The following is a 20,417-nucleotide window of genomic DNA, read 5'->3' as shown; positions in this document are numbered from 1 at the left end:
TCGCGAAAGCAATCTGTCAGTCGCCGCTGGTGTGACTGAGAGGACGCTTTCGCGAGCAAGCTCGCTCCCACAGGGGTCAGTCGAGATCAGGCGTAAGACAGGTCTTTCTCCTCCAGCAGCTCCTGATACAGCTCGGTCCACTTGCGGCCCATCTCGTCGGCGGTAAACAACTGCCGGTAACGCGCCTCGGCCTTTATGCCCATGGCTGCTGCGCGTTCGGGGTTTTCCCAGAGGCTGCGCATTGCCTCGCGAAACGCCTGAGGGTTGCTCGGTGGCACCACCAGCCCGGTTTCGTTGTGGATGTTGATGTAGCTGGTGCCGGTACCGATTTCGCTGGAGATCATTGGTTTGCCGTACATCGCGCCTTCGAGCAGCGAAATGCCGAACGCTTCGGAACGCAGATGCGACGGGAACACGATGGCGTAGCTCAGTTGAAGCAGGGCGACCTTGTCTTCATCGCCCAGGCGCCCGAGGAAGTGGATGTTACGCAGCCCCAGCGCAGCAGCCTGGGCGTGCAACTCCAGTTCCAGCGGCCCGGCACCGACGATCACCACCGGATAGTCCACGTCCTTCAAGGCGTCGAGCAGGATGTGCAGACCTTTGTAATAACGCATGACCCCGACGAACAGGAAAAACTTATCCCCAAGCTGCTGGCGCCAGCGATTCATCCGTTCGCTGTCGGCCTGTGGATAACCGGCCTTGTTCAAACCGTATGGAATCACCCGGGTCTTGTTCTGAAACTGCTGCAGCACGTCGCTGGTGTGCAGGTAGTTCGGCGAGGCCGCGACAATCCGGTCGGCGCTGGCGAGGAAGCGGTTCATCAGCGGTCGGTAGAGTTTGAGCAGATGCTTCTGACGAATAATGTCCGAGTGGTAGGTCACCACGCTCGGTTTGTTCATGCCGCTGGCAAAGTGCACCAGGTCCATGAACGGCCACGGAAAGTGATAGTTGACCACATCGGCTTCGGCGGCCAGCTCGCGAAACTGTTTGAACACGCTCCAGGAAAACCCGGTGGAGGCGAACTGGATGTCGAGTCTGGCGCGATGCACTTCGTGTTGACCCAGTTGCACCACCGGCGGGGTCGGGTCGGCGCTGAGTGTCAGCACCTGGCCGTCGATACCGTGATGCGCACCGCTTTCGCACAGCTGAAATATCACCTGCTCGATACCGCCGACCGAGTCAGGCAAGTAGGTTTTGAAAAAATGAAGAACTCGCATTCAACCTCCCATGGCCTGGCGGTAGGCACCGGCTGTGGCCTGTGCGCAGCGCTGCCAGGAAAAAAGCCGCGCCCGCTGCAATCCGGCTTCTCGGCATGCTTGCCAATGCACCTGATCGTCGAGCAGACGGATCAGCGCGTCGCGCAAGCCGTCTGCATTGTCAGGTTCAATATAGTTGCCCGCGTCGCCCGCGACTTCCGGCATGGCCGAAGCGCGGGTGAGTACCACCGGCGTGCCGCTGGCCATCGCCTCCAACACCGGCAGGCCAAAGCCTTCGTATAACGAAGGAAAAATCAACGCCCGGGCACCGGCCAACAGCTGGGCCAGGTGTTCATCGGGCAAGTAGCCGAGCAGGCACACATGCCCGCTTGCCAATGCCTGACGCAGTTCGGCGCTGAACTGTTCGCGCTGCCAGCCAGCCATGCCGACGATCAGCAGCGGAAAGCGTTGGCGCACGGCCTCCGGCAGCAAGGCATGGGCGCGCAGGGCCAGCCGCAGATTCTTGCGTGGCTCCAGCGTCCCGACACAGAGGAAATACTCCCGCGCCGTAACGGCATGGGCCTTGAGTACCGGGTCGATGGTGTGTGCGTCACGCGGATGAAAGCGCTCGGCCACGCCCAAAGGAGCGACCACGAAACGTTCAGCGGGCAGGCCGAAACAGCTTTGAGCTTCGTCGGCGATCGCTTGTGAATCGGTGAGGATCACTTGTGCCTGCCGCACGCCGGTAGCCAGTCGGCGCTCGATCTCTTGCAAACGTGCCGGCGGCTGAGTTTCGGGGTAATGCAGGTGCGTCAGGTCGTGCAGGGTGATCACGGTCGGGCCGTCGAAGGCCAGTGGCCACAGACTCGGTTCGTGATACAGATCGATGCCATGCGCGCGCGCCTGATCGAAACGCTTTTGTTCCAGCCAGCGCCGCGCCTGATAAGCCCCGGGGATCTGCCGCAGCAGTGGCGTCAGGCGCGAATAACCGGGCATCGCCGCCTCCGGCAAGGCCGAACTCCAGCCCCAGCCGTGGAACAACTCAATTTCGATATCGGTATCGCTGCGCAACGCATTCACCAACTCGGCGACGTAATGGCCGATGCCGGTGCGCGGTGCCTGCAGGATCCGGGCATTAAGGGCAATGCGCATGCGGCCTCGCTGGCGCCAATGGCGCTTGCACTGCATTGCGTACGGTGCGCTCGGCCAGTTGCGCACTCGCCTCGTGCCAGTCGATCCAGCGCCAGTCCGCCACATCGCGAGCAGCGGGGAATTGGCCACTCTGCAGGAACCGCATGATCAAGTCAGCGAGGCTTTGCGGATCCTGCAAATCGAAATAGGCCATGAATTCGCCGCCGATTTCGCGGAACACCGCAATGTCGCTGCCCATCGCCGGCAAGCCACGCTGCATGGCTTCCACCAGCGGCAGGCCAAAGCCTTCGACAAACGAAGGAAATACCAGCGCACTGGCGTGGGCGTAGGCATGTTCGAGGCTGGTGTCGCTCAAGTCGTTGAACATGAACAGGCGGCGATTCAGTTCGGGATGACTGCGCACCCGGGCGAGCAGGGCGTCGCACTTCCAGCCGATGCGCCCGGCGATGCACAGACGCGCCGGGGAGCCGGCGGTCCAGGCCCGTTCGAAGGCATCGAGCAGGTATGCGTGGTTCTTGCGCGGCTCAATGGTACTGACCATCAGGAACAGCGGCACCGGTGTATTGAACAGCTGTTGCAGGCGCGGTTCGACGGTTTCCCCGGCACTGTGCAGATCCAGTTCGGAACCGAGGTGGAAATAATCGAACCAGCGTTTTTCGGCCTGTACCGTGCCGATCCGTTGCTGCAGTTCGGCGCGCACCTGATCGCGTACCGTGGCGGAAATGGCCAGATAGCCGTCGGCCGTGCGGGTGATCCAGTCGAACCATTCACTGAAGACCTGCACCAGCCGCGTGTCGTAGAACTGCGGGTGGGTCAGCGGTATCAAGTCGTAGATGACCGCGACGATACCGACACCCTCGCGCTTGAGCTGTTCGGCGTGGGAGAAAAAGTCCGAGTGCCAGGACGAATCCAGCAGCACCAGTTGGTCTCCGGGCTGATGCTGCAAGGGGGCACAGCGTTTTGGCAGTTGCTGGCGGTTGATCCGCTCGATCAGCCGCAGGGGTACGCCAAATGCCACGAAAGCGCTCAGCCGATAGCCGACGTACAACAGGCGTCGTGGGGTTTTTGCCTGCAGGCGGCTGTCGAGGCGCTGATGCCATTGCCAGAAACGGTGCGCAAGGCGTTCCAGTCGTTCGCCGAATGTCGCAATGGCGTTGAACAGCGGCGCGTCCAGCGGGGCCAGGCGCGTGACCCGATACAGCCGGCCCCTCAGCGAAATGACCGGCAGGCACTCGACATCACCCACCCGCTCCGGCAATTGCTTGATGACGTTGCGCACCACGCGTTGAATACCGGAGTTGATCTTCGGGTGTTTGAAGACGTGGGTGCACTCGACCAAGAGGCGGGTCATGGCGCACGCTCGGTCAGCGCTGCCTCGGTGTGAGGGGTGATCGTCGTCTTGGCATTGAGCCAGGAACAGCCGACGAAATCTTCCTGGCGGTTGTTGATCACGTGAAACACCAGACCGTAATCGCGCCATTCGAAGTTGCGGTCCAGATGCGAGTCCAGGCGCGACAGGCTCAACGATACCGAATAGTTGCCCTTGCCCAGCCCCATGACGAAGGCGAAGCGGTAAGTGAAGCGTTCGCCGGCGCGCAGATCGGTCAGGGCCTTGTTCAGGCGATGGGTGTTGATGCCATACATCATCTGGCCCAGACGATCCTTGAGGATGAAGCCGAGCACCAGCCGTTCAATGTCGCGCCGAACCTCCACCTGAACTTCCAGTACCACTGGCTGGCCGACCTCGGCAGCGTCGATGGCGCGGTCCTGTTCGTCCAGCAGGCGCACACTCAGAATGCCGGCCTCGCCGGTGCCGGACACGGTTTGTACTTCGCCGCCGGCGAGCATTTCCTGACGCACGATCTGCCCTTCGCGTTCGGCCATCAGGGCGTTGTAATAGTCGAGCACCACTTCCGGCTTGTCGTACATGGCCATGTGGCCATCCTTGAGCAGGATCGCCGAATCGCAGATCGACTGGATGGCCGAGCGGTCGTGGGAGACGATCAGCAGGGTCGTGCCGGCCTTGCGGAAGCTGCGAATGCGTTCAAAGCTCTTGTGCTGAAAGTAGGCGTCGCCCACCGACAGGGCCTCGTCGACGATCAGAATGTCCGGACGCCGCGCGGTGGCGACGCTGAAGGCCAGGCGCATCTGCATGCCGCTGGAGTAGGTGCGCACGGGGTGGTCGATGGCTTCGCCGATTTCTGCGAAGTGTTCGATGTCAGGCATCAGCGCTTCGATTTCGCCAACCTGCAGGCCCAGCAACTGTCCGGCCATGATCGCGTTCTGGCGCCCGGTAAAGTCCGGGTGAAAACCCATGCCCAGCTCCAGCAATGCCGCTACGCGCCCTTCAATCTCGATTTTGCCGCAGGTGGGTTGAGTGGTACCGGTGATCATCTTCAGCAAAGTGCTTTTGCCCGCACCGTTGGCGCCGACGATACCCACGGCCTCGCCGGGGGCAATCTCGAAAGCGACATCCTGCAGCACCCAATGCTCGCGGTGGCGCACCGGGGAAAACGGGATCAGCCATTCCGCCAGACGGCTCCAGCGTGTCGGATACTGTTTATAAGCCTTGCCCAGGCCCGTTACGCGTATAAGTCCCATCAGAGTTCATCCACCATTTCACCGACGCGCTGGCGGAACAACCGCAGGGCGATCAGACACATCACCACCGCGACGATGAACACCGGTAAAAGCGAGTTCCAGACCGGCCATTGCCCATACAGGAACAGGTTCTGATAGCTGCCGATCAGGCTGGTCATCGGGTTGAGTTGCAGCAGCCGCTGGACCCACTCCGGGAGGATGGTGATCGGATACACGATCGGCGTCAGCCAGAACCAGAACTGCAGGCAAATGGCGAAGAGCTGGCCGACATCGCGAAAGAATACATTCAACACGCCGAGGATCATGCCCAGACCAGCGCAGAACAGCATCTGCAGCGCAATCAGGGGAATCAGCGCCAGGAGCGCCATACCGGGCCAACGCCCGCTGATCAATAGAAATCCAAGGAACAGGCCGATGATGATGGCGAAATTGATCGCCGCATTGCACAGCACGATCACCGGCAGGCAGATGCGGGGGAAGCTGATTTTCTTCAGCAGGTTGGCGTTATCCAGAAACATGGTCTGGCTGCGCAGGGTGATTTCCGAAAACATTCCCCAGGCGAGCAGCCCGGCGCAGAGATAGACACTGTACGCCATGCTGTCATCCACGCCCGGCAGTCGGGCGCGCATGATGTGAGAAAAGATCACGGTGTAGACGATGATCATCGACAGTGGATTGAACACGGGCCACAAGGCGCCGAGCAGCGAATTGCGATAACGCGCTTGAAACTCTCGCTGTACGCTGCCGAGGATGAATCCTCGATAGCTGTAAAGCGAGCGGTACAGGGAAAGCAGCATCAAACCGTCCTGCCGTATTGGTCTTCGAAGCGCACGATATCGTCTTCACCCAGGTATTCGCCGCTTTGCACTTCGATGATCACCAGGTCGATCACGCCGGGGTTTTCCAGGCGATGGCGATGGCCGGCGGCAATGAACGTCGATTCGTTCTTGGCCACCAGGTGAGTGCCGGTACCGTTGTTGGTGACCTTGGCCATGCCTTCGACCACCACCCAGTGTTCGTTGCGGTGATGGTGCATTTGCAGCGACAGCTTGCCGCCGGGCTTGACCACGATGCGCTTGATCTTGAAACGCGGGCCTTCTTCGAGCACGGTGTAGGTGCCCCACGGACGACTGACCGTGCGATGCAGGCGATAGGCTTCGTGGGATTTTTCCTTGAGCTGCTTGGCGACGCGCCGCACATCCTGGGCGCGATCGGCGTGGGCCACCAGCACGGCGTCGGCGGTGTCGACGATGATCAGGTTATCCACACCCACGGCAGCCACCAGCCGGCCCTCGCTCTGCACGAAGTTGTTGTGACTGTCGATGAACACCGCTTCGCCGCTGGCGCGATTGTTGTCGGCATCGGCCGGTACCAGCGCTGCCACGGCACCCCACGAACCGATGTCGCTCCAGTCGAAACCGGCGGGCACCACCACGACTTTCTCCGAACGCTCCATCAAGGCGTAATCGATGGAGATGTCGGTGATCTCAGCGAACAGTGTCGGCGACAGTTCCTGTTGCAGACAGCCGACGGTTTCCACCGGGGCGCTGGCCTGCATGCAGGCGCGGGTCTGTTCCAGCAACTCTGGCGCGTGCAATTGCAGTTCGTTGATCAGGGTCGCGGTGGTGAAGCAGAACATACCCGAGTTCCACAGGAAGTTGCCGCTTTCCAGGTAATGGGTGGCGGTTTGCAGGTCGGGCTTTTCCACGAAACGCTGCACTTTCGCTGCGCCTTTGGCGTCCAGCGGTGCGCCGGTTTCGATGTAGCCGAAGCCGGTTTCCGGGGCGGTCGGCACAACACCGAAGGTCACCAGATAACCGTCCTTCGCCAGGTTGACCGCGTGTTCGACGGCGCTCTTGAGCGCTTCCTGATTAACGATCAAATGGTCGGCGGGCATAACCACCATGATTGCATCGTCGCCGTGCAGCGCCTGCAGCGACAGGGCCGCAGCGGCAATCGCCGGGGCGGTGTTGCGCCCGGTCGGCTCCAGCAGGAAGTGCCCGCGATGGCGCGACACATGGGCGGCGCAATAGTGATCCTTGCTCTGGAAGTAGTACTCGCGGTTGGTCACCGTGACGATGTCGCCCCAGCCGTCGAGCAGTGCTGCCGCCCGCTGGTAGGTCTTGCCGAGCAGCGACTGGCCGTCGGGCAGGGTCATGAACGGCTTGGGATGGCCCTCGCGGGACACCGGCCACAAACGAGTACCGGCACCGCCGGACAAAATCACGGGGATCAGCATGACCTACTCCTTGGCGACGCGTTTCATGTCCGCATCCATCATCATGCGGATCAGGGTGTCCAGGTCGGTTTTCGGTTTCCAGCCCAGCACACGCTGCGCCTTGGCCGGGTTGCCGAGCAGCACTTCGACTTCGGCCGGGCGGAAGAACGCCGGGTCGATCTTCACGTAGTCGCGGTAGTTCAGGCCGACGTGATCGAAGGCGATGCGGCACATCTCGCGCACGGTGGTGGTGACGCCGGTGGCGACCACGAAATCGTCAGGCTTGTCCTGTTGCAGCATCAGCCACATGGCTTCGACGTAGTCACCGGCAAAACCCCAGTCGCGTTTGGCGTCGATGTTGCCCAGGGCCAGTTCCTGCTGCTTGCCCTGCTTGATGCGGGCCGCGGCGTCGGTGACCTTGCGGGTGACGAACTCGATGCCGCGCAGCGGCGACTCGTGGTTGAAGAGGATGCCGCTGCTGGCGTGCAGGTCGAAACTTTCGCGGTAGTTGACGGTGATCCAGTGACCGTAGAGTTTGGCCACGCCGTAGGGGCTGCGCGGATAGAACGGGGTGTTCTCGTCCTGTTGTTCGGCCTGGATCAGACCGAACATTTCGCTGGTGGAGGCCTGATAGAAACGTGTGTGCGGGCTGAACTGGCGGATCGCTTCGAGCAAGTGGGTGACGCCCAGGCCATCGACGATGCCGGTGGTCACCGGCTGATTCCAGGAAGCGGCAACGAAGCTTTGTGCAGCGAGGTTGTAGACCTCGTCCGGCGCCGACTGAATGACTGCACGTTGTACCGAGCAGGCATCGGCCATGTCACCGTCCAGGTAGACGATGTCGCCTTCGACACCCATCTCGCGCAAGCGCCAGCGCGAATCGCTGCTACGGCGTGCTACCAGGCCGTGAACCTTGTAACCCTTGTCGAGCAGCAACCTGGCCAGATATGCGCCGTCCTGGCCGGTGATCCCCGTGATCAGTGCACTTTTCATTGTTGTTTTACTCGCTGCTCCCAGTCGGACAGGATCGCCCGCAGGGATTGTTGTGTGGTGATTGCCGGTGCCCAGCCCGTGGTCTGGACCAGCTTTGCGTGACTGCCGCAAACGCGACGCTGATCGGCGCGCCGCATGCGTGCCGGATCCTGCACCAGTTGCACTTCGACCTGCGCCAGATCGCCCAACTGCTCGATCAGACTGCGGATGCTTTGTTCGCGGCCCGAGCAGATGTTGTAGACCTGCCCGGGTGTGCCTTTTTCCAGAAGGGCGAAATAGGCCGCGATCACATCGCCGACATCGAGGAAGTCGCGCGTGACGTCAATGTCGCCGACTTCCAGTCGTGCTGCCTGCAAGCCTTGCTTGATGCAGTTGATCTGGCGTGCGGCGCTGGCGATGACGAAGCTGTCTTTCTGTCCGGCGCCGATATGGTTGAACGGCCGCGCCACCAGCACCGGCCAGCCCTCATTCAGGCCCCATTGCAGGCTGAGAAACTCGGCCGAGAGCTTGCTCACCGCATAGGGGTTGCGCGGGCAGGGCGGTTGCAGTTCGGTGATGGGCAGGGCGCTCTCGTCGACTTGCCCATAGACGTCGCCGGAGCTGACATACAGGAACGTCCCCCGAAATCCGCGGGCCTTGAGGGCCTGCAACAGATTGAGGGTACCCAGCAGATTGATCTCGAGCGTACGGGCCGGGTCACGGAAGGCTTCGGGAACGAAGGTCTGACCAGCGAGGTGAATCACCGCGTCGGGCAATTGTGGCCACAGGTCGACGAGGCTCGCCGCTGACGTGAGATCGTAGGGTGCGATGGCAGGCAGCAGTTCCCACGTCGAGTCAGACTGGGCCAGACGCGACTGGATATGTTGTCCCACGAACCCACTGAGGCCCGTGACGAACAGACGCTTTTTCAAACAGCGACCCCTTGGTCTTTAACATTCGCCACTTTCCCACAGGCTTTGAGGGGAAGTCTGTCAGGCCGCATGAAAAAGGCCGACAGGACGACAGGCGAAGTCGTTGTTGTAGTTGTTTGTTACCAATCTGTGCCAAATGCTTGGCAATTTCAACAGTGCAAACCGTGACTGGTCAGTTCTCGTCAGAGTAGACGGATTTATTCTCGCCGGGCGGTTCACGAATCCGCGACGGATGTGTTTAGAATGCCCCTCGTCGCGTTCAACAGGGGTTGTTCAGCCCCAGTCAGACCGACCACTAAAACAAGAACAAAGACGGGCTGGAAGATGCAGGACGAGTGTCGGCATGCCGACCACGATTCAGCGCTTCGCCGTCATGGATTGAAGCAGCCGGGATGGCGGCTTCATCGTGGGATGCCATGAACTTCATTCTTTACTCGGACGTCAACGACCGTTCCATCAGCCAGAGTCTCGGGCGTCCCGAATACAGTTACTACTTCGTGCTCAAGGCCTATCGCCCGGTGCTGGAAAGCCTTGGGCGGGTGCATGTGGTGTCCGCCATCACCGAGGTTGATCCGCTCTTTCGCCAATTGAGCGAGGTGGGCGAAGACAGCCTGTTTCTCTCCTTCACCCCGCCGCAAAATACGCCGACCGATCTTGAGTGTCCGACCCTGTGTGTGGTTGCCTGGGAGTTCGATTCGATCCCGGACGAGATCTGGGACAACGATCCGCGCCACGACTGGACGCAGATGCTGGCCCGACAAGGGCGGGTGATTACTCTGTCCAGCCATACTGCCCGGGCGATTCGCCGGGCGCTGGGCGAGGACTTTCCGGTACTGGTTTTGCCGACACCGTTGTGGGAGAACTTTGCGGCGATTCGTCAGCAGCAAGTTCCGGCGCCGGTCAATCCAGGCACGCCGCTGGCGATCAAGGGCTGCATTTTCGACAGCCGTACGCTGGCGCTCTCAGCCGATGACCTGCTGCCCAAACCACTGACCGCCGAGCAACTGGCCGCGATCGAGGCACAGCGACCTCCTCCGCTGACCGTCAAACGGCGCCTGGTCATCGCCCGGCACTACCTGCGCCAGTGGCGCCTGGATGCAGGCCGCGAACAGCAACAGCCGCGGGTGAAGTTTCTGCATCACTGGTATTGGGAGGGACTGCGTGATCTTTTCTCACGCAGGGCGCATGCCTGGCTGGAGCGACAGCTGCCGAGTATCGCCGGTCCACAGGCGGTGGCAGTGGTCGAACCGCCGCCGCTGGATCTGCCGGACACCACGTCGGTGGTCGACACCACGGTCGACGGTGTGGTCTACGTCACCGTATTCAACCCCAAAGATGGCCGCAAGAACTGGCATCAACTGATCACCGCGTTTTGCTGGGCGTTTCGGGAAACGGCCGATGCGACGCTGGTATTGAAAATCACCCAGAACGACCTGGCGTCTTACTACAGCGAATTAATGACCCTGTTGGCGCAGCTCTCACCCTTTGCCTGCAGGGTGGTGGTGATGCACGGTTATCTGGATGACGCCCAGTACACCCGGCTTTACGCCGCTGCCAGTTACTACGTCAACGCCTCGCGCTGTGAGGGCCTGTGTCTGCCGTTGATGGAGTTCATGTCCAGTGGCAAACCGGTAATCGCCCCGGACCACACGGCCATGGAAGACTACATCGACGACAGCGTCGCCTTCGTGATCAAGTCCAGCGAAGAACCCGCCATCTGGCCGCAGGACTCGCGGCTGATTTACCGCACCCTGCGCCACCGCCCGGATTGGGCTTCGCTGAAACAAGCCTACGAGGACAGCTACCGCATGGCCAAAGACCAGCCGGAGCGGTACCGGCAGATGTCGGCGGCAGCGGTCGAGCGCATGCATGACTACTGCGCTTTTGCCCCCGTGCAAACGCGCATGGCGGAATTTTTCGGGCTTGCACCGCATCCCGCCAATGCTGCGTCAGTGACGGAAAACGCCTCATGCTGATCATCATTCATTCGGAAACCAACCAGCACACCATTGCACAGAATCTGGGGCGCTCGGAGTACAGCTATTACTTCGTGCTCAAGGAGTATCGCCCGGTACTCGAGCGTCTCGGACGCGTGGTGGAAGTGGCCGATCCGCTGACCGAAGTCGACGCGCTTTACGAGGAATGCCGCGCCAGTGGCGAGCCGTGCGTCTTCCTGTCGTTCTCGCCGCCCCATCGCACGCCGGTACACCTGATGTGTCCGACTTTGCCGGTGTTTGCGTGGGAGTTCAGCACCATCCCCAATGAGCCGTTTGCCGGTGAGCCGCGCAACGACTGGCGCACGGTGCTGCAGGCTTGCGGAGCGGCGATCACCCATTCCAGCTACACCGTCAACGCGGTGCGCGAGGCAATGGACAGCGATTACCCGATCGTCGCGGTGCCTGCGCCGGTATGGGATCGCTTTGCCGCCCGCGGTGCGCCGTTGCAGGGCCAGCCACCGAATGGACCGGTACGGTTGAAGATCAAGGGATTGGTGGCCGACAGTCGCAAACTTGACTTGAACGCATTCGCCCCCCGGCCTTTGCGCACGGGCAAGGGACTCGATTTTCATGCGCCGGTCAGGGAGCAGGAGTTGCTGCTCGACGGCGTGGTCTACACCTCAGTGTTCAATCCCGGCGATGGGCGCAAGAACTGGGAGGACATGCTCAGTGCATTCTGCGTGACGTTCCGCGAGGTCGAGGACGCAACGCTCGTGCTGAAACTGACGCACCACGATGCCGAAGAAGCGCTGAGCGACATCCTCCACCACCTGTACAAGAATCAGTCCTACCGCTGCCGGATCGTGCTGATCTACGGCTACCTCGCGGACGCCGATTATGAGCGCCTGGTGCAGGCGACCCGCTATGTGGTCAACACGTCCTACGGCGAGGGCCAGTGCCTGCCGTTGATGGAATTCATGTCCTGCGGCAAACCGGCGGTGGCGCCGCGTACGACGGCAATGATCGATTACCTGAGTGCCGACAACGCCTTTCTGATCGACTCCACCGACGAGCTCACGGCCTGGCCGCATGACCCGCGCAAGGCCTTCCGCACCCTGCGTTATGTGACTAACTGGACGTCGTTGTGCACGGCCTATCGCGCCAGCTATGCGGTCGCCAAAGACGATCCGCAACGTTATGCACAGATGGCCGCTCAGGCGGTGAGCAGCCTGCAGGATTTCTGCAGTCAGGCAGTGGCCGAGCAGCGGTTGCAGGTGTTTCTGGGGCAGTTGTTCGAACGCCGGTTCGCCTCAGACCCCGAGATGCGCGGGGCATGAACAGCAAGCGGATCATGGACATCGAGGTACTGCGCGCGATCGCGGTGCTCGGTGTGCTGTTTCATCACCTGCAGGGCAGCCTGTTCACCGACACCGTGCCGCTGCTGCAAACAGTCCACCATTGGGCGCAGTCCTGGTGGGGCGTTGACCTGTTTTTTGCGATTTCCGGATTTGTCATCGCCCGCAGCCTGATCCCCGTGCTGCAAGGCTGCACGAGCCGTCGGCAGTGCTGGGAGCAGACACGCAATTTCTGGCTGCGCCGGGCCTTTCGTTTGTTGCCCTCGGCCTGGCTGTGGCTGGCGCTGATGTTGCTGGCCTGTGTCTTGCTCAATCGCTCAGGTGCGTTCGGCACGCTGCACGCCAACCTGCAGGCGACACTGGCCGGGGTGTTGCAGTACGCCAATTTCCGTTTTGCCGACAGTTTCTTTCAGTACGAATACGGCAGCAGTTTCGTCTACTGGAGCCTGGCGCTGGAGGAGCAGTTCTACTTGCTGTTCCCGCTGCTGATTGTCGTGTGTCGCCGACATCTGGGCTGGGTATTGCTGGCGCTGGTCGCGGTGCAACTGTTCACGTTGCGCACCCCCTTGCTGATGGTGGTGCGCACCGATGCCCTGGCCCTCGGCGTATTGCTGGCGATGTGGAGCGCGCAGCCGGGTTATTCCCATTGGGAACCGAGGTTCCTGCGGCGGCCGTGGGCCGGCGTTTCGGTACTGACTGTGCTGGCGTTGCTGCTGAGTTACATGGCCACCGACCGCTTCACGTTCGCCTCTTACCGCATCGGCTCGATCGCCATGCTCAGCGCGCTGCTGGTGTGGATTGCCTCGTACAACCGCGATTACCTGCTGCCGCGCGGAAGGCTGCAACGGCTGATGGCGTGGATCGGCAGCCGTTCCTACGGCATCTACCTGATCCATATTCCGGCCTATCTGCTGGTCCGTGAATTGATCTTCCGCTTGCAGGACGCGGGGCTGCCCAGTCCGGCCGGGCACCCGATTCTCACGGTGCTGATCGCCGGCGGTCTGATCGCGCTGCTCAGCGAATTGAATTACCGATTCATCGAAATGCCGATGCGCAATCGCGGCGCCGCGCTGGTGCGCCGCCTCGGTACGTCGCGAACCGCCGTCCCATCCTCTGGAGCTACCTCATGCTGAGCCTTTTGAAGAAACTCACGGCAACGTCTCCCGCACCGGTTGCTGTGCCATCTGCCGCCGACAAGGTTGATCCGTACATGCTCGGCCTGTACGACGCAAAGCTCAGTGGCTGGTTCAATCAGGAGACCGACGAGCTGTTCACAGGCTTTCGGGTGAGCGCCGATGACACGTTGCTCGATGTCGGCTGTGGCGACGGCGGTAATGTGCATTTCTGCGGCATGCGCGGGGCGAAGATCATCATTGCCGACATCGACGCGGCCAAAGTCGAGGCCACCCGCCAGCGTCTGAGCGATACCCCGGCACGCAGCGTCGAATGCCACGTGACCGACTGCAACCCGCTGCCGATTGCCGATGCCACCGCCACCCGCGTGGTCTCCACCGAAGTCATCGAGCATGTCGACGATCCGGCGCAATTTCTCGCCGAACTGGTGCGGGTCGGCAAGCCGGGAGCGCTGTACCTGCTGAGCGTGCCGCATCCCAGCTCGGAAGATTTGCAGAAAGACATTGCCTCGCCGGATTATTTCCAGAAACCCAACCACATTCGCATCATCAGCGAAGAGCAGTTCAAGGCGATGGTCAGTGACGCCGGGCTGGAGATCATCAGCCACAGTCAATACGGCTTTTACTGGTCGATGTGGATGCTGTTGTTCTGGGAAGCCAAGGTCGAATTCAGTAACCCCGATCACCCGTTGCTCGAGCATTGGGCCAATACCTGGCAAGCGGTGCTCGATTCGCCCCGTGGTGCACAGATCAAGCAGGCGCTGGACGCGGTGGTGGCGAAGAGTCAGGTGATCATTGCCCGCAAGCCCTGAGTGCTTTTGTGTAACCTTGCAGCCTGATGTCTCAGGGATCTGCAAGGTATGCGCGTTATCGTCGGGTTGTCGGCCATGCTGGCGGTGTTGTTGCTCTGTGCTTGTGAACGACAGGACGCAGCGCCACTCGATCAGCAACTCTACGTCTGGCAACGCCAATGGACGTCCGCCCATGAGCTCGCGCTGAAAGACAGCCGCAGCGACTTTTCGACCCTGCGCGTGTTGGCCTTGCAGGCATTCCCCAGTGACGGCTGGCATCGGGCGCGGATCGATGCGCCGTTGCTCAAGCACGATGGCCGGCCTCTGATCGCGGTGATTCGTCTCGACGGTCAGCTCAAAAGTCTGGATCAGTCGCAGGTCACGGCGCAGATTCTTCAGGTTGTCGCCGACTGGCAGGCGCAGGGACTGACCCTGAGTGGCGTCGAGATCGATCATGACGCGGGTAATGCGCGTCTGCCGGAATACACCGAGTTCCTCACACATCTGCATTCCGCGTTGCCCGCATCGTTGCCGCTGAGCATCACCGCGCTGCCGGCGTGGCTCGGCAGTTCACAGCTGCCGGCGTTGTTGGCCACAGTCGACAGCAGCGTGCTGCAGGTGCACGCCGTCAGCGATCCGCGACGCGGCTTGTTCGACCCCGAGCAGGCTCGGCGCTGGGCCAGCGCCTGGGGCAAAATCAGCAGCAAACCGTTCTATCTGGCGTTGCCGGCCTATGGCGTGGCGCTGCTGCCGGATGCCGACGGTGCCCCGGTGGTGGAAAGCGAAGTACCGGTCGAACGTGATGGGCAACGCCGGGAACTGCTCGCCGATCCGTTGCAACTGAGCCGACTTGCAAAAGCGCTGCGCGAGGACCCGCCGGAACATCTGGCCGGGCTGATCTGGTTTCGCCTGCCGCTGGCCAATGATCGCCGCGCCTGGAGCCTGACCACGTTGCGCGCCGTGGCCCGCGGCGATGCGTTGAGCAGCCAACTCGGTCTGGCGTTCAGCGACCACGCTGGCCTGCAGGACATCGCCCTGCGCAATGTCGGAAACCTCGACAGTGCCTGGCCCACGCGCATCATCGTCAAGGCCAGCGCTTGCGAAGGCGCCGATGCGCTCGCCGGTTACTCGTTGCAACAGAGCGCGGATCTGCTTACCTTCACCCGCCTGCGCGACGGTCGTTTGCCGGCGGGTGGACAACGCGCCATCGGTTGGGCGCGCTGTGCATTTATTGATCAAGGAGGTTCGCATGTTGACCCGTAACTGGCCCCGCCATCTGCTCTGCCTGAGCCTCAGCCTGCCGCTGGGTTCGGCGTTGGCCTGCGGCCCGGACTTCCCGATGCGCCTGCTCGACAATCGCGGGCAAACCCTGGCCGATTTGCCGGAGGGCAACTTCAACTTCGAGATCAGCCGCCTCGGCAAGACCATTGCCGGGCTGAAGAACGTCACCGCTGCGACGCACAATCCCGACGATATGTACGGCGACGCAAGCGAGCCTGCTGCGCTGCGCGAAAAAGCCGAGCAGGTCGGTCTGAGCGCCGAACAACAGGCGCTGGTCAAGCAACTGCGTGGCCTGACCGATGCGCGTCAGGTCGAGGCGCAGGGCGCCAGTCTGCCGGCGGAAATCCGTTTGTACGTGGCCGGCGCGGTGGCGTTTGCCACTGGCGATCATCCGCTGGCGATCGAATACTTCAACAAAGTGCTGGCACTGCCGGCCGATCAGCGCTCGCTGCGCAGCACCTGGGCGGCTTATTCCCTGGGCCGTGCCTGGTTTGCCACGAGTGCCGAGGCGGGCGATGGCATCGAAGTGCTGGAGGACGCACGTGGGGCCTTCCGTCAGGCTCGACAACTGAGCATCGATGGCTTCAGTGATCCGCTGGAACTCGGTGTGGCCAGCCTCGGTGAAGAGGCGCGGGTGCTGCGCAACGCCGGCGACTGGAACGGCGCTATCGAACTGTACGAAGCGCAGAACCTGCACGGTTCGGCCGTGGGTTACACCTCGCTGAAACAACTGATGAATGAGCTGGCCGAACTGCCCGAGCCGCAACTGGCCAAGTTGCTGGAGCGCAAAGCCGTGCAGCAACTGGTTACCGCTTCGTTGATCAGCCGCATGGGTTGGTCATTCGACGAACAACCGCCGAACGAGAAGAAACTGATCAAGCTGCTGCAGAACAGCACCCGTGGCAACCTGGAAAACGCCGATCGACTGGCAGCGATGAATTATCAACAGGGTGATTACGCCAGCGCCAAGGCCTTCCTTGAAAACGCCGGTGACGGCGGACTGGCGTGGTGGCTGCGGGCCAAACTGGCGGTGCGTGACGGCGATAAAAATGCCGCAGCTGCCGCCTATGCCAAAGCCGCGCAGGCGTTCCCGCAGAGCGAAGATTGGGGCTACCGGCGCACCCCTGACTGGGACTTCGAAACCGTCCAGCCGAAATGCCGGGTCGAGGGCGAAAGCGCGATTCTCGCGCTGCAACGTGGCGAATACCTGCAAGCGTTTGTGCAGTTGTATCGCAGCAACAGCATTTACTGGTTCGACGCGGCGACGGTGGCCGAGCGCGTGCTGACGGTCGATGAACTCAAGCGCTATGTCGATGACAACGTGCCGGCACCCCCGGCGCTGACCCAGCAGCAGCGCGACAACTACGTGCCGCTGCCGGTCGCCGCCAGCCTGCGCAATCTGCTGGGGCGACGCTTGCTGCGTGAAGGGCATTACGAGGAAGCGGTCGGCTATTTCGACAATCCCGATCTGCAGCACAAGGCCCGTCTGTACGGCGAGCAAAGGATGAAGGCTGACGCTGCGTGGTGGCCGACCAAACGCGCCAGTGCCTTGTACAACGCGGCGTGGACCGCGCGTGAATGGGGCATGGACATTCTCGGCTACGAGATGGCGCCGGACTACGCCACGTTTGGCGGCAACTACAGCCTGGAAAACACCGAGCTGAAAGTCGGGCCGCTGGTGGCCGAGGCTGAAGTCCAGCGCCAGAAGGCCAGTGAAGCGCAGCCGGATGAGCGTTATCACTACCGTTTTGTCGCCACCGCGCTGGCCAGCCGGGCCGCCGATAATTTGCCGCACACCAGTCAGGCTTTCGCTGCAGTGTTGTGTAACGCCGCCGGTTTCAACAGCAGCCTGGAGGAGCAGAGCGCGCTGTATCGGCGTTATGTCAATGAAGGCGCGTACGTGCCGTGGGCGGTGGACTTCGGTAATCAGTGCCCCTATCCGGATTTCGAAAACGCCGACAAGCGTTACGTCACCCAAGTGACCGACGCTGTGCGCAAATCGTTGCGTCCGTACAAGTGGCCGGTGGTCGGTGTCCTGCTGTTAATCAGTGCTGGCGTGCTGGTGTTGTTCAGTCGTCGGCGCAAGTCCCGCAAACCCTAGGCCTGCTGGATAAACGTCAGGCGTACGGCGAAGCCGATCAGCAGGCTGCCGAACAGCCATTGCTGAACGCGTTGGGCGGTTGGACTGTGTTGCAGCCAACGGCCCAGCGCCGCGCCGGTCAGGGCATAGGCACTGTCGAACAGCAGCCCGATGCCCACCAGCAACCCGCCGAGGGTGGCAAACTGTGTCAGCACCGCTGCGCCGTCATTGACGATGAATTGCGGCAACAGCACCGAGCAGAACAGCAAGGCCTTGGGGTTGAGCAGATTGGTCAGCAGGCCACGGCGAATCGCCTCGCGCCATTGTCCTTGGGTGTCAGTCACGGCAGCCGTATTCAGGTTCGGCAGCAAGCTGCTGCGCAAGCATTGAATGCCGATCCACAGCAAGTACGCCGCACCGGCCAGGCGCACCAGATCAAACGTCCACGGCGCCGCCTTGAACAGCGCCGCCAGACCCAATGCCGCCAATGCCACGTGACAGCCCCGGGCGATCGCCAGGCCAACGGCGGTTGCCAGCGCCGCACCGCGACCCTGGCGGGCACCGGTTTGCAGCAACAGAATCATGTCCGGGCCGGGCAACAGGAAGACCACCGCCAATGCCAGAAAAAACAGCCAGAAACTCGTCATGTCGCAGCCCTTTCGTTATCGATTCGGTGAGCAAAGTCTATGGCGCAGGGGCGGGGCAGGTGCTTGCGAAGTCAGCTTCAAAAACCCTTGCGATTGGCATAACCTGCTTTCTTTTTGTGCCTTGACCAGCAGGATCTGCCAAAGATGAAACTCGACGCTTTTGATCGCAAGATTCTCGCTGCCTTGCAGCGCAACGGACGGCTGAGCAATGTCGAGCTGGCGGACGAGATCGGCCTGTCGGCGTCACCTTGCTTGCGCCGGGTGCGGATGCTGGAGGAGGCCGGGGTGATTCGTGGCTACCAGGCCAACCTCGATCGCGATGAAGTGGGACTGGGGCTGACGGTGTTTGTCGGGGTCAAGGTCGAGCGCCACAACGATGAGCAGGCCGAAGCCTTCTACGCGGCAGTCACCGCCCTGCCGGAGGTGATCTCGGCGTTTCTGGTGTCGGGCGAATCGGACTTTCTGTTGCAGGTGGTGGTGCCGGACCTGCGCGCATACGACCGCTTTCTCAGCGGCTGCCTGCTGAAGCTGCCGGGGGTGAGTGACATTCGCAGCAACTTTGCGATTCACACGGTGAAGACGCCGGGGGCGTTGCCGTTGGGGCATCTTCCGCTGTAGAGCGGGTTGCTCCTTTCGCGAGCAGGCTCGCTCCCACATTGGAATGTGATCGAATGTGGGAGCGAGCCCGCTCGCGAAGAGGTTGGCGGTCGACGGTTACATCTGCGTCGCCATCCCCTCGACATTCATCGCCGCCTGACGCAGCGCCTCCGAGCGGGTCGGGTGCGGATGGCAAGTCAGCGCGATATCTTCGGCAGACGCACTGAACTCCATGGCCACGCAGTATTCACCGATCATTTCACTGACGCTCGGTCCGACCAGGTGCACGCCGAGGATCTCGTCCGTGCGTTCGTCGGCGAGGACTTTGGCGAAGCCTTCGGTCTCATGGTTGATCTTGGCCCGGCTGTTGGCGGTGAACGGGAATTTACCGACTTTATAGGTGCGCCCTTCAGCTTTGAGCTGCTCCTCGGTCTTGCCGACGCTGGCCAGCTCGGGCCGGGTGTAGATGACGTTGGGAATCAAGTCGTAATTGACCTCGCCGGCCTTGCCGACGATCTGTTCGACACAGGCCATCGCTTCGTCTTCAGCTTTGTGCGCGAGCATCGGCCCGGACGTTACGTCGCCGATTACCCAGACGCCATTGGCTTCGGTGCGGTGCTGGCGATTGGCGAGCAGGCCGCGTTTGTCGGTGCTCAGGCCGACGTTCTCCAGGCCCAGGCCTTGGGTGTACGGGCGCCGGCCGATCGCGACCAGCACGTAGTCGGCTTCCAGTAACTCGGCGCTGCCACCGGCGGCGGGTTCGACGCTGAGCTGCACACCGTTGACCGAGGGGGTGGCGCTGGTGACCTTCGAGCTCAATTTGAAGCTGATGCCTTGCTTGCTCAGCGCACGCTGCAGGGTTTTGCCGGCCTCGCCATCAACACCCGGGCAGATGCGGTCGAGGTATTCGACCACGGTCACCTGGGCGCCGAGACGCCGCCAGACCGAGCCCAGTTCCAGGCCGATCACCCCCGCGCCAATCACCACCAGATGCTTGGGCACTTCTCTCAGCGACAGCGCGCCGGTGGAGTCGAGGATGTGTTGATTGTCGATCTCGACGCCGGGCAGGGGCGTGGGTTCGGAGCCGGTGGCGATGATGATGTCCTTGGCGCTCAGCTCGGTTTTTTTGCCTTGATCGTCGGTCACGCTGACTTTGCCCGGGCCATCGATGTGGCCCCAGCCCTTGATCCAGTCGACCTTGTTCTTGCGAAACAGAAACTCGATGCCTTTGGTCAGGCCGCTCACGCTTTCGTCTTTCTGTTTCATCATTTGCGCGAGGTTGAGCGTGGGTTTGACCTCGATGCCGAGGTTGGCGAATTCCGCACCCATGGCCGCGTCGTACAGCTCCGAAGCATGCAGCAAGGCCTTCGACGGCATGCAACCGACGTTCAGGCAGGTGCCGCCGAGGGTGGCGCGGCCTTCCACGCAGGCTGCCTTCAGGCCCAGCTGGCCGGCGCGGATCGCCGCGTTATAACCACCGGGGCCGCCGCCCAGAATGACCACGTCGTAGTTGCTCATGCTGTTG

At 61.8% G+C, this 20,417-nt stretch carries 17 protein-coding genes; 7 read left to right on the top strand and 10 right to left on the bottom strand.

Annotated elements, in window-relative coordinates:
* Positions 1-86: 86 nt before the first annotated feature.
* From HDC30_RS13040 to HDC30_RS13005, 8 genes are read right to left on the bottom strand one after another with little or no spacing between them, the layout of a single operon-like run.
* Entirely contained in the window at positions 87-1,217 is a 1,131-nt protein-coding gene (locus HDC30_RS13040) for a glycosyltransferase family 4 protein (RefSeq protein ID WP_027610301.1), read from the bottom strand.
* Positions 1,218-2,348, bottom strand: a complete 1,131-nt coding sequence (locus tag HDC30_RS13035; protein WP_027610302.1) for a glycosyltransferase family 1 protein — start codon at positions 2,346-2,348, stop codon at positions 1,218-1,220.
* On the bottom strand, positions 2,332-3,699 hold the full coding sequence (locus HDC30_RS13030; protein WP_183783358.1) for a glycosyltransferase family 1 protein: 1,368 nt from the start codon (positions 3,697-3,699) through the stop codon (positions 2,332-2,334). The genes HDC30_RS13035 and HDC30_RS13030 overlap by 17 nt, the downstream gene beginning before the upstream one ends.
* Positions 3,696-4,949: an ABC transporter ATP-binding protein gene (locus tag HDC30_RS13025; RefSeq protein ID WP_139055047.1), complete on the bottom strand. Its 1,254-nt coding sequence runs from the start codon at positions 4,947-4,949 to the stop codon at positions 3,696-3,698. Before HDC30_RS13025 ends, HDC30_RS13030 begins: the two co-directional genes overlap by 4 nt.
* Positions 4,949-5,746 carry an ABC transporter permease gene (locus HDC30_RS13020; protein ID WP_027610305.1) on the bottom strand — a complete coding sequence of 266 codons (798 nt, stop codon included), beginning with the start codon at positions 5,744-5,746 and terminating at the stop codon, positions 4,949-4,951. The genes HDC30_RS13025 and HDC30_RS13020 overlap by 1 nt, the downstream gene beginning before the upstream one ends.
* Complete coding sequence (locus HDC30_RS13015; protein ID WP_183783356.1) at positions 5,746-7,188, bottom strand: mannose-1-phosphate guanylyltransferase/mannose-6-phosphate isomerase; 1,443 nt, start codon at positions 7,186-7,188, stop codon at positions 5,746-5,748. The genes HDC30_RS13020 and HDC30_RS13015 overlap by 1 nt, the downstream gene beginning before the upstream one ends.
* Positions 7,189-7,191: 3 nt before the next feature.
* A complete protein-coding gene (gene gmd / locus HDC30_RS13010) occupies positions 7,192-8,160 on the bottom strand; it encodes a GDP-mannose 4,6-dehydratase (protein WP_027610307.1) in 969 nt (322 codons plus the stop codon).
* Positions 8,157-9,071 (bottom strand): GDP-mannose 4,6-dehydratase, encoded by a 915-nt coding sequence (locus HDC30_RS13005; protein WP_183783354.1) that lies wholly within the window; start codon positions 9,069-9,071, stop codon positions 8,157-8,159. Before HDC30_RS13005 ends, gmd begins: the two co-directional genes overlap by 4 nt.
* Before the next feature lie 416 nt (positions 9,072-9,487).
* On the opposite strand from HDC30_RS13005, the gene HDC30_RS13000 reads away from it, so the two are divergent.
* From HDC30_RS13000 to HDC30_RS12975, 6 genes are read left to right on the top strand one after another with little or no spacing between them, the layout of a single operon-like run.
* Positions 9,488-11,047 carry a glycosyltransferase gene (locus tag HDC30_RS13000; protein WP_260319914.1) on the top strand — a complete coding sequence of 520 codons (1,560 nt, stop codon included), beginning with the start codon at positions 9,488-9,490 and terminating at the stop codon, positions 11,045-11,047.
* Complete coding sequence (locus tag HDC30_RS12995; RefSeq protein WP_139055051.1) at positions 11,041-12,345, top strand: glycosyltransferase; 1,305 nt, start codon at positions 11,041-11,043, stop codon at positions 12,343-12,345. Before HDC30_RS13000 ends, HDC30_RS12995 begins: the two co-directional genes overlap by 7 nt.
* Positions 12,342-13,496 (top strand): acyltransferase, encoded by a 1,155-nt coding sequence (locus tag HDC30_RS12990; RefSeq protein ID WP_183783352.1) that lies wholly within the window; start codon positions 12,342-12,344, stop codon positions 13,494-13,496. The genes HDC30_RS12995 and HDC30_RS12990 overlap by 4 nt, the downstream gene beginning before the upstream one ends.
* A complete protein-coding gene (locus tag HDC30_RS12985; protein ID WP_027610312.1) occupies positions 13,490-14,308 on the top strand; it encodes a class I SAM-dependent methyltransferase in 819 nt (272 codons plus the stop codon). The genes HDC30_RS12990 and HDC30_RS12985 overlap by 7 nt, the downstream gene beginning before the upstream one ends.
* Positions 14,309-14,356: 48 nt before the next feature.
* Positions 14,357-15,550: a DUF3142 domain-containing protein gene (locus tag HDC30_RS12980; RefSeq protein ID WP_183783350.1), complete on the top strand. Its 1,194-nt coding sequence runs from the start codon at positions 14,357-14,359 to the stop codon at positions 15,548-15,550.
* Positions 15,537-17,669, top strand: coding sequence for a hypothetical protein (locus HDC30_RS12975; protein ID WP_183783348.1), 2,133 nt, complete (start codon positions 15,537-15,539; stop codon positions 17,667-17,669). The genes HDC30_RS12980 and HDC30_RS12975 overlap by 14 nt, the downstream gene beginning before the upstream one ends.
* Here the strand turns inward: HDC30_RS12975 and HDC30_RS12970 are convergent.
* The gene (locus HDC30_RS12970) at positions 17,666-18,295 is read right to left on the bottom strand and encodes a LysE family translocator (protein WP_041073815.1); all 630 of its coding nucleotides are present in this window, start codon (positions 18,293-18,295) and stop codon (positions 17,666-17,668) included. The two genes, HDC30_RS12975 and HDC30_RS12970, sit on opposite strands and share 4 nt — an antisense overlap.
* 144 nt (positions 18,296-18,439) lie before the next feature.
* Here HDC30_RS12970 and HDC30_RS12965 point away from each other — a divergent pair, with 144 nt between their 5' ends.
* Complete coding sequence (locus tag HDC30_RS12965) at positions 18,440-18,913, top strand: Lrp/AsnC family transcriptional regulator (RefSeq protein ID WP_007960832.1); 474 nt, start codon at positions 18,440-18,442, stop codon at positions 18,911-18,913.
* Positions 18,914-19,009: 96 nt separating this feature from the next.
* Here HDC30_RS12965 and lpdA read toward each other — a convergent pair whose 3' ends face one another.
* A complete protein-coding gene (lpdA, locus tag HDC30_RS12960) occupies positions 19,010-20,410 on the bottom strand; it encodes a dihydrolipoyl dehydrogenase (protein ID WP_183783346.1) in 1,401 nt (466 codons plus the stop codon).
* Positions 20,411-20,417 lie beyond the last annotated feature (7 nt).

Source organism: Pseudomonas sp. JAI115 (assembly GCF_014200835.1).
GTDB lineage: Bacteria > Pseudomonadota > Gammaproteobacteria > Pseudomonadales > Pseudomonadaceae > Aquipseudomonas > Aquipseudomonas putida_A.
Note: the sequence above shows the minus strand (reverse complement) of the source record. Positions and strands in the feature narration are given on the sequence as shown.

Bases quoted from the DNA above. Each gene is read 5' to 3' on its own strand.
- HDC30_RS13000 (WP_260319914.1), top strand. From the start codon at position 9,488: ATGAACTTCATTCTTTACTCGGACGTCAACGACCGTTCCATCAGCCAG.
- HDC30_RS12985 (WP_027610312.1), top strand. From the start codon at position 13,490: ATGCTGAGCCTTTTGAAGAAACTCACGGCAACGTCTCCCGCACCGGTT.
- gmd (WP_027610307.1), bottom strand. From the start codon at position 8,160: ATGAAAAGTGCACTGATCACGGGGATCACCGGCCAGGACGGCGCATAT.
- HDC30_RS13035 (WP_027610302.1), bottom strand. From the start codon at position 2,348: ATGCGCATTGCCCTTAATGCCCGGATCCTGCAGGCACCGCGCACCGGC.
- HDC30_RS13020 (WP_027610305.1), bottom strand. From the start codon at position 5,746: ATGCTGCTTTCCCTGTACCGCTCGCTTTACAGCTATCGAGGATTCATC.
- HDC30_RS13015 (WP_183783356.1), bottom strand. From the start codon at position 7,188: ATGCTGATCCCCGTGATTTTGTCCGGCGGTGCCGGTACTCGTTTGTGG.
- HDC30_RS12965 (WP_007960832.1), top strand. From the start codon at position 18,440: ATGAAACTCGACGCTTTTGATCGCAAGATTCTCGCTGCCTTGCAGCGC.
- HDC30_RS13030 (WP_183783358.1), bottom strand. From the start codon at position 3,699: ATGACCCGCCTCTTGGTCGAGTGCACCCACGTCTTCAAACACCCGAAG.
- HDC30_RS12975 (WP_183783348.1), top strand. From the start codon at position 15,537: ATGTTGACCCGTAACTGGCCCCGCCATCTGCTCTGCCTGAGCCTCAGC.
- lpdA (WP_183783346.1), bottom strand. From the start codon at position 20,410: ATGAGCAACTACGACGTGGTCATTCTGGGCGGCGGCCCCGGTGGTTAT.
- HDC30_RS12970 (WP_041073815.1), bottom strand. From the start codon at position 18,295: ATGACGAGTTTCTGGCTGTTTTTTCTGGCATTGGCGGTGGTCTTCCTG.
- HDC30_RS13025 (WP_139055047.1), bottom strand. From the start codon at position 4,949: ATGGGACTTATACGCGTAACGGGCCTGGGCAAGGCTTATAAACAGTAT.
- HDC30_RS13040 (WP_027610301.1), bottom strand. From the start codon at position 1,217: ATGCGAGTTCTTCATTTTTTCAAAACCTACTTGCCTGACTCGGTCGGC.
- HDC30_RS12980 (WP_183783350.1), top strand. From the start codon at position 14,357: ATGCGCGTTATCGTCGGGTTGTCGGCCATGCTGGCGGTGTTGTTGCTC.
- HDC30_RS12995 (WP_139055051.1), top strand. From the start codon at position 11,041: ATGCTGATCATCATTCATTCGGAAACCAACCAGCACACCATTGCACAG.
- HDC30_RS12990 (WP_183783352.1), top strand. From the start codon at position 12,342: ATGAACAGCAAGCGGATCATGGACATCGAGGTACTGCGCGCGATCGCG.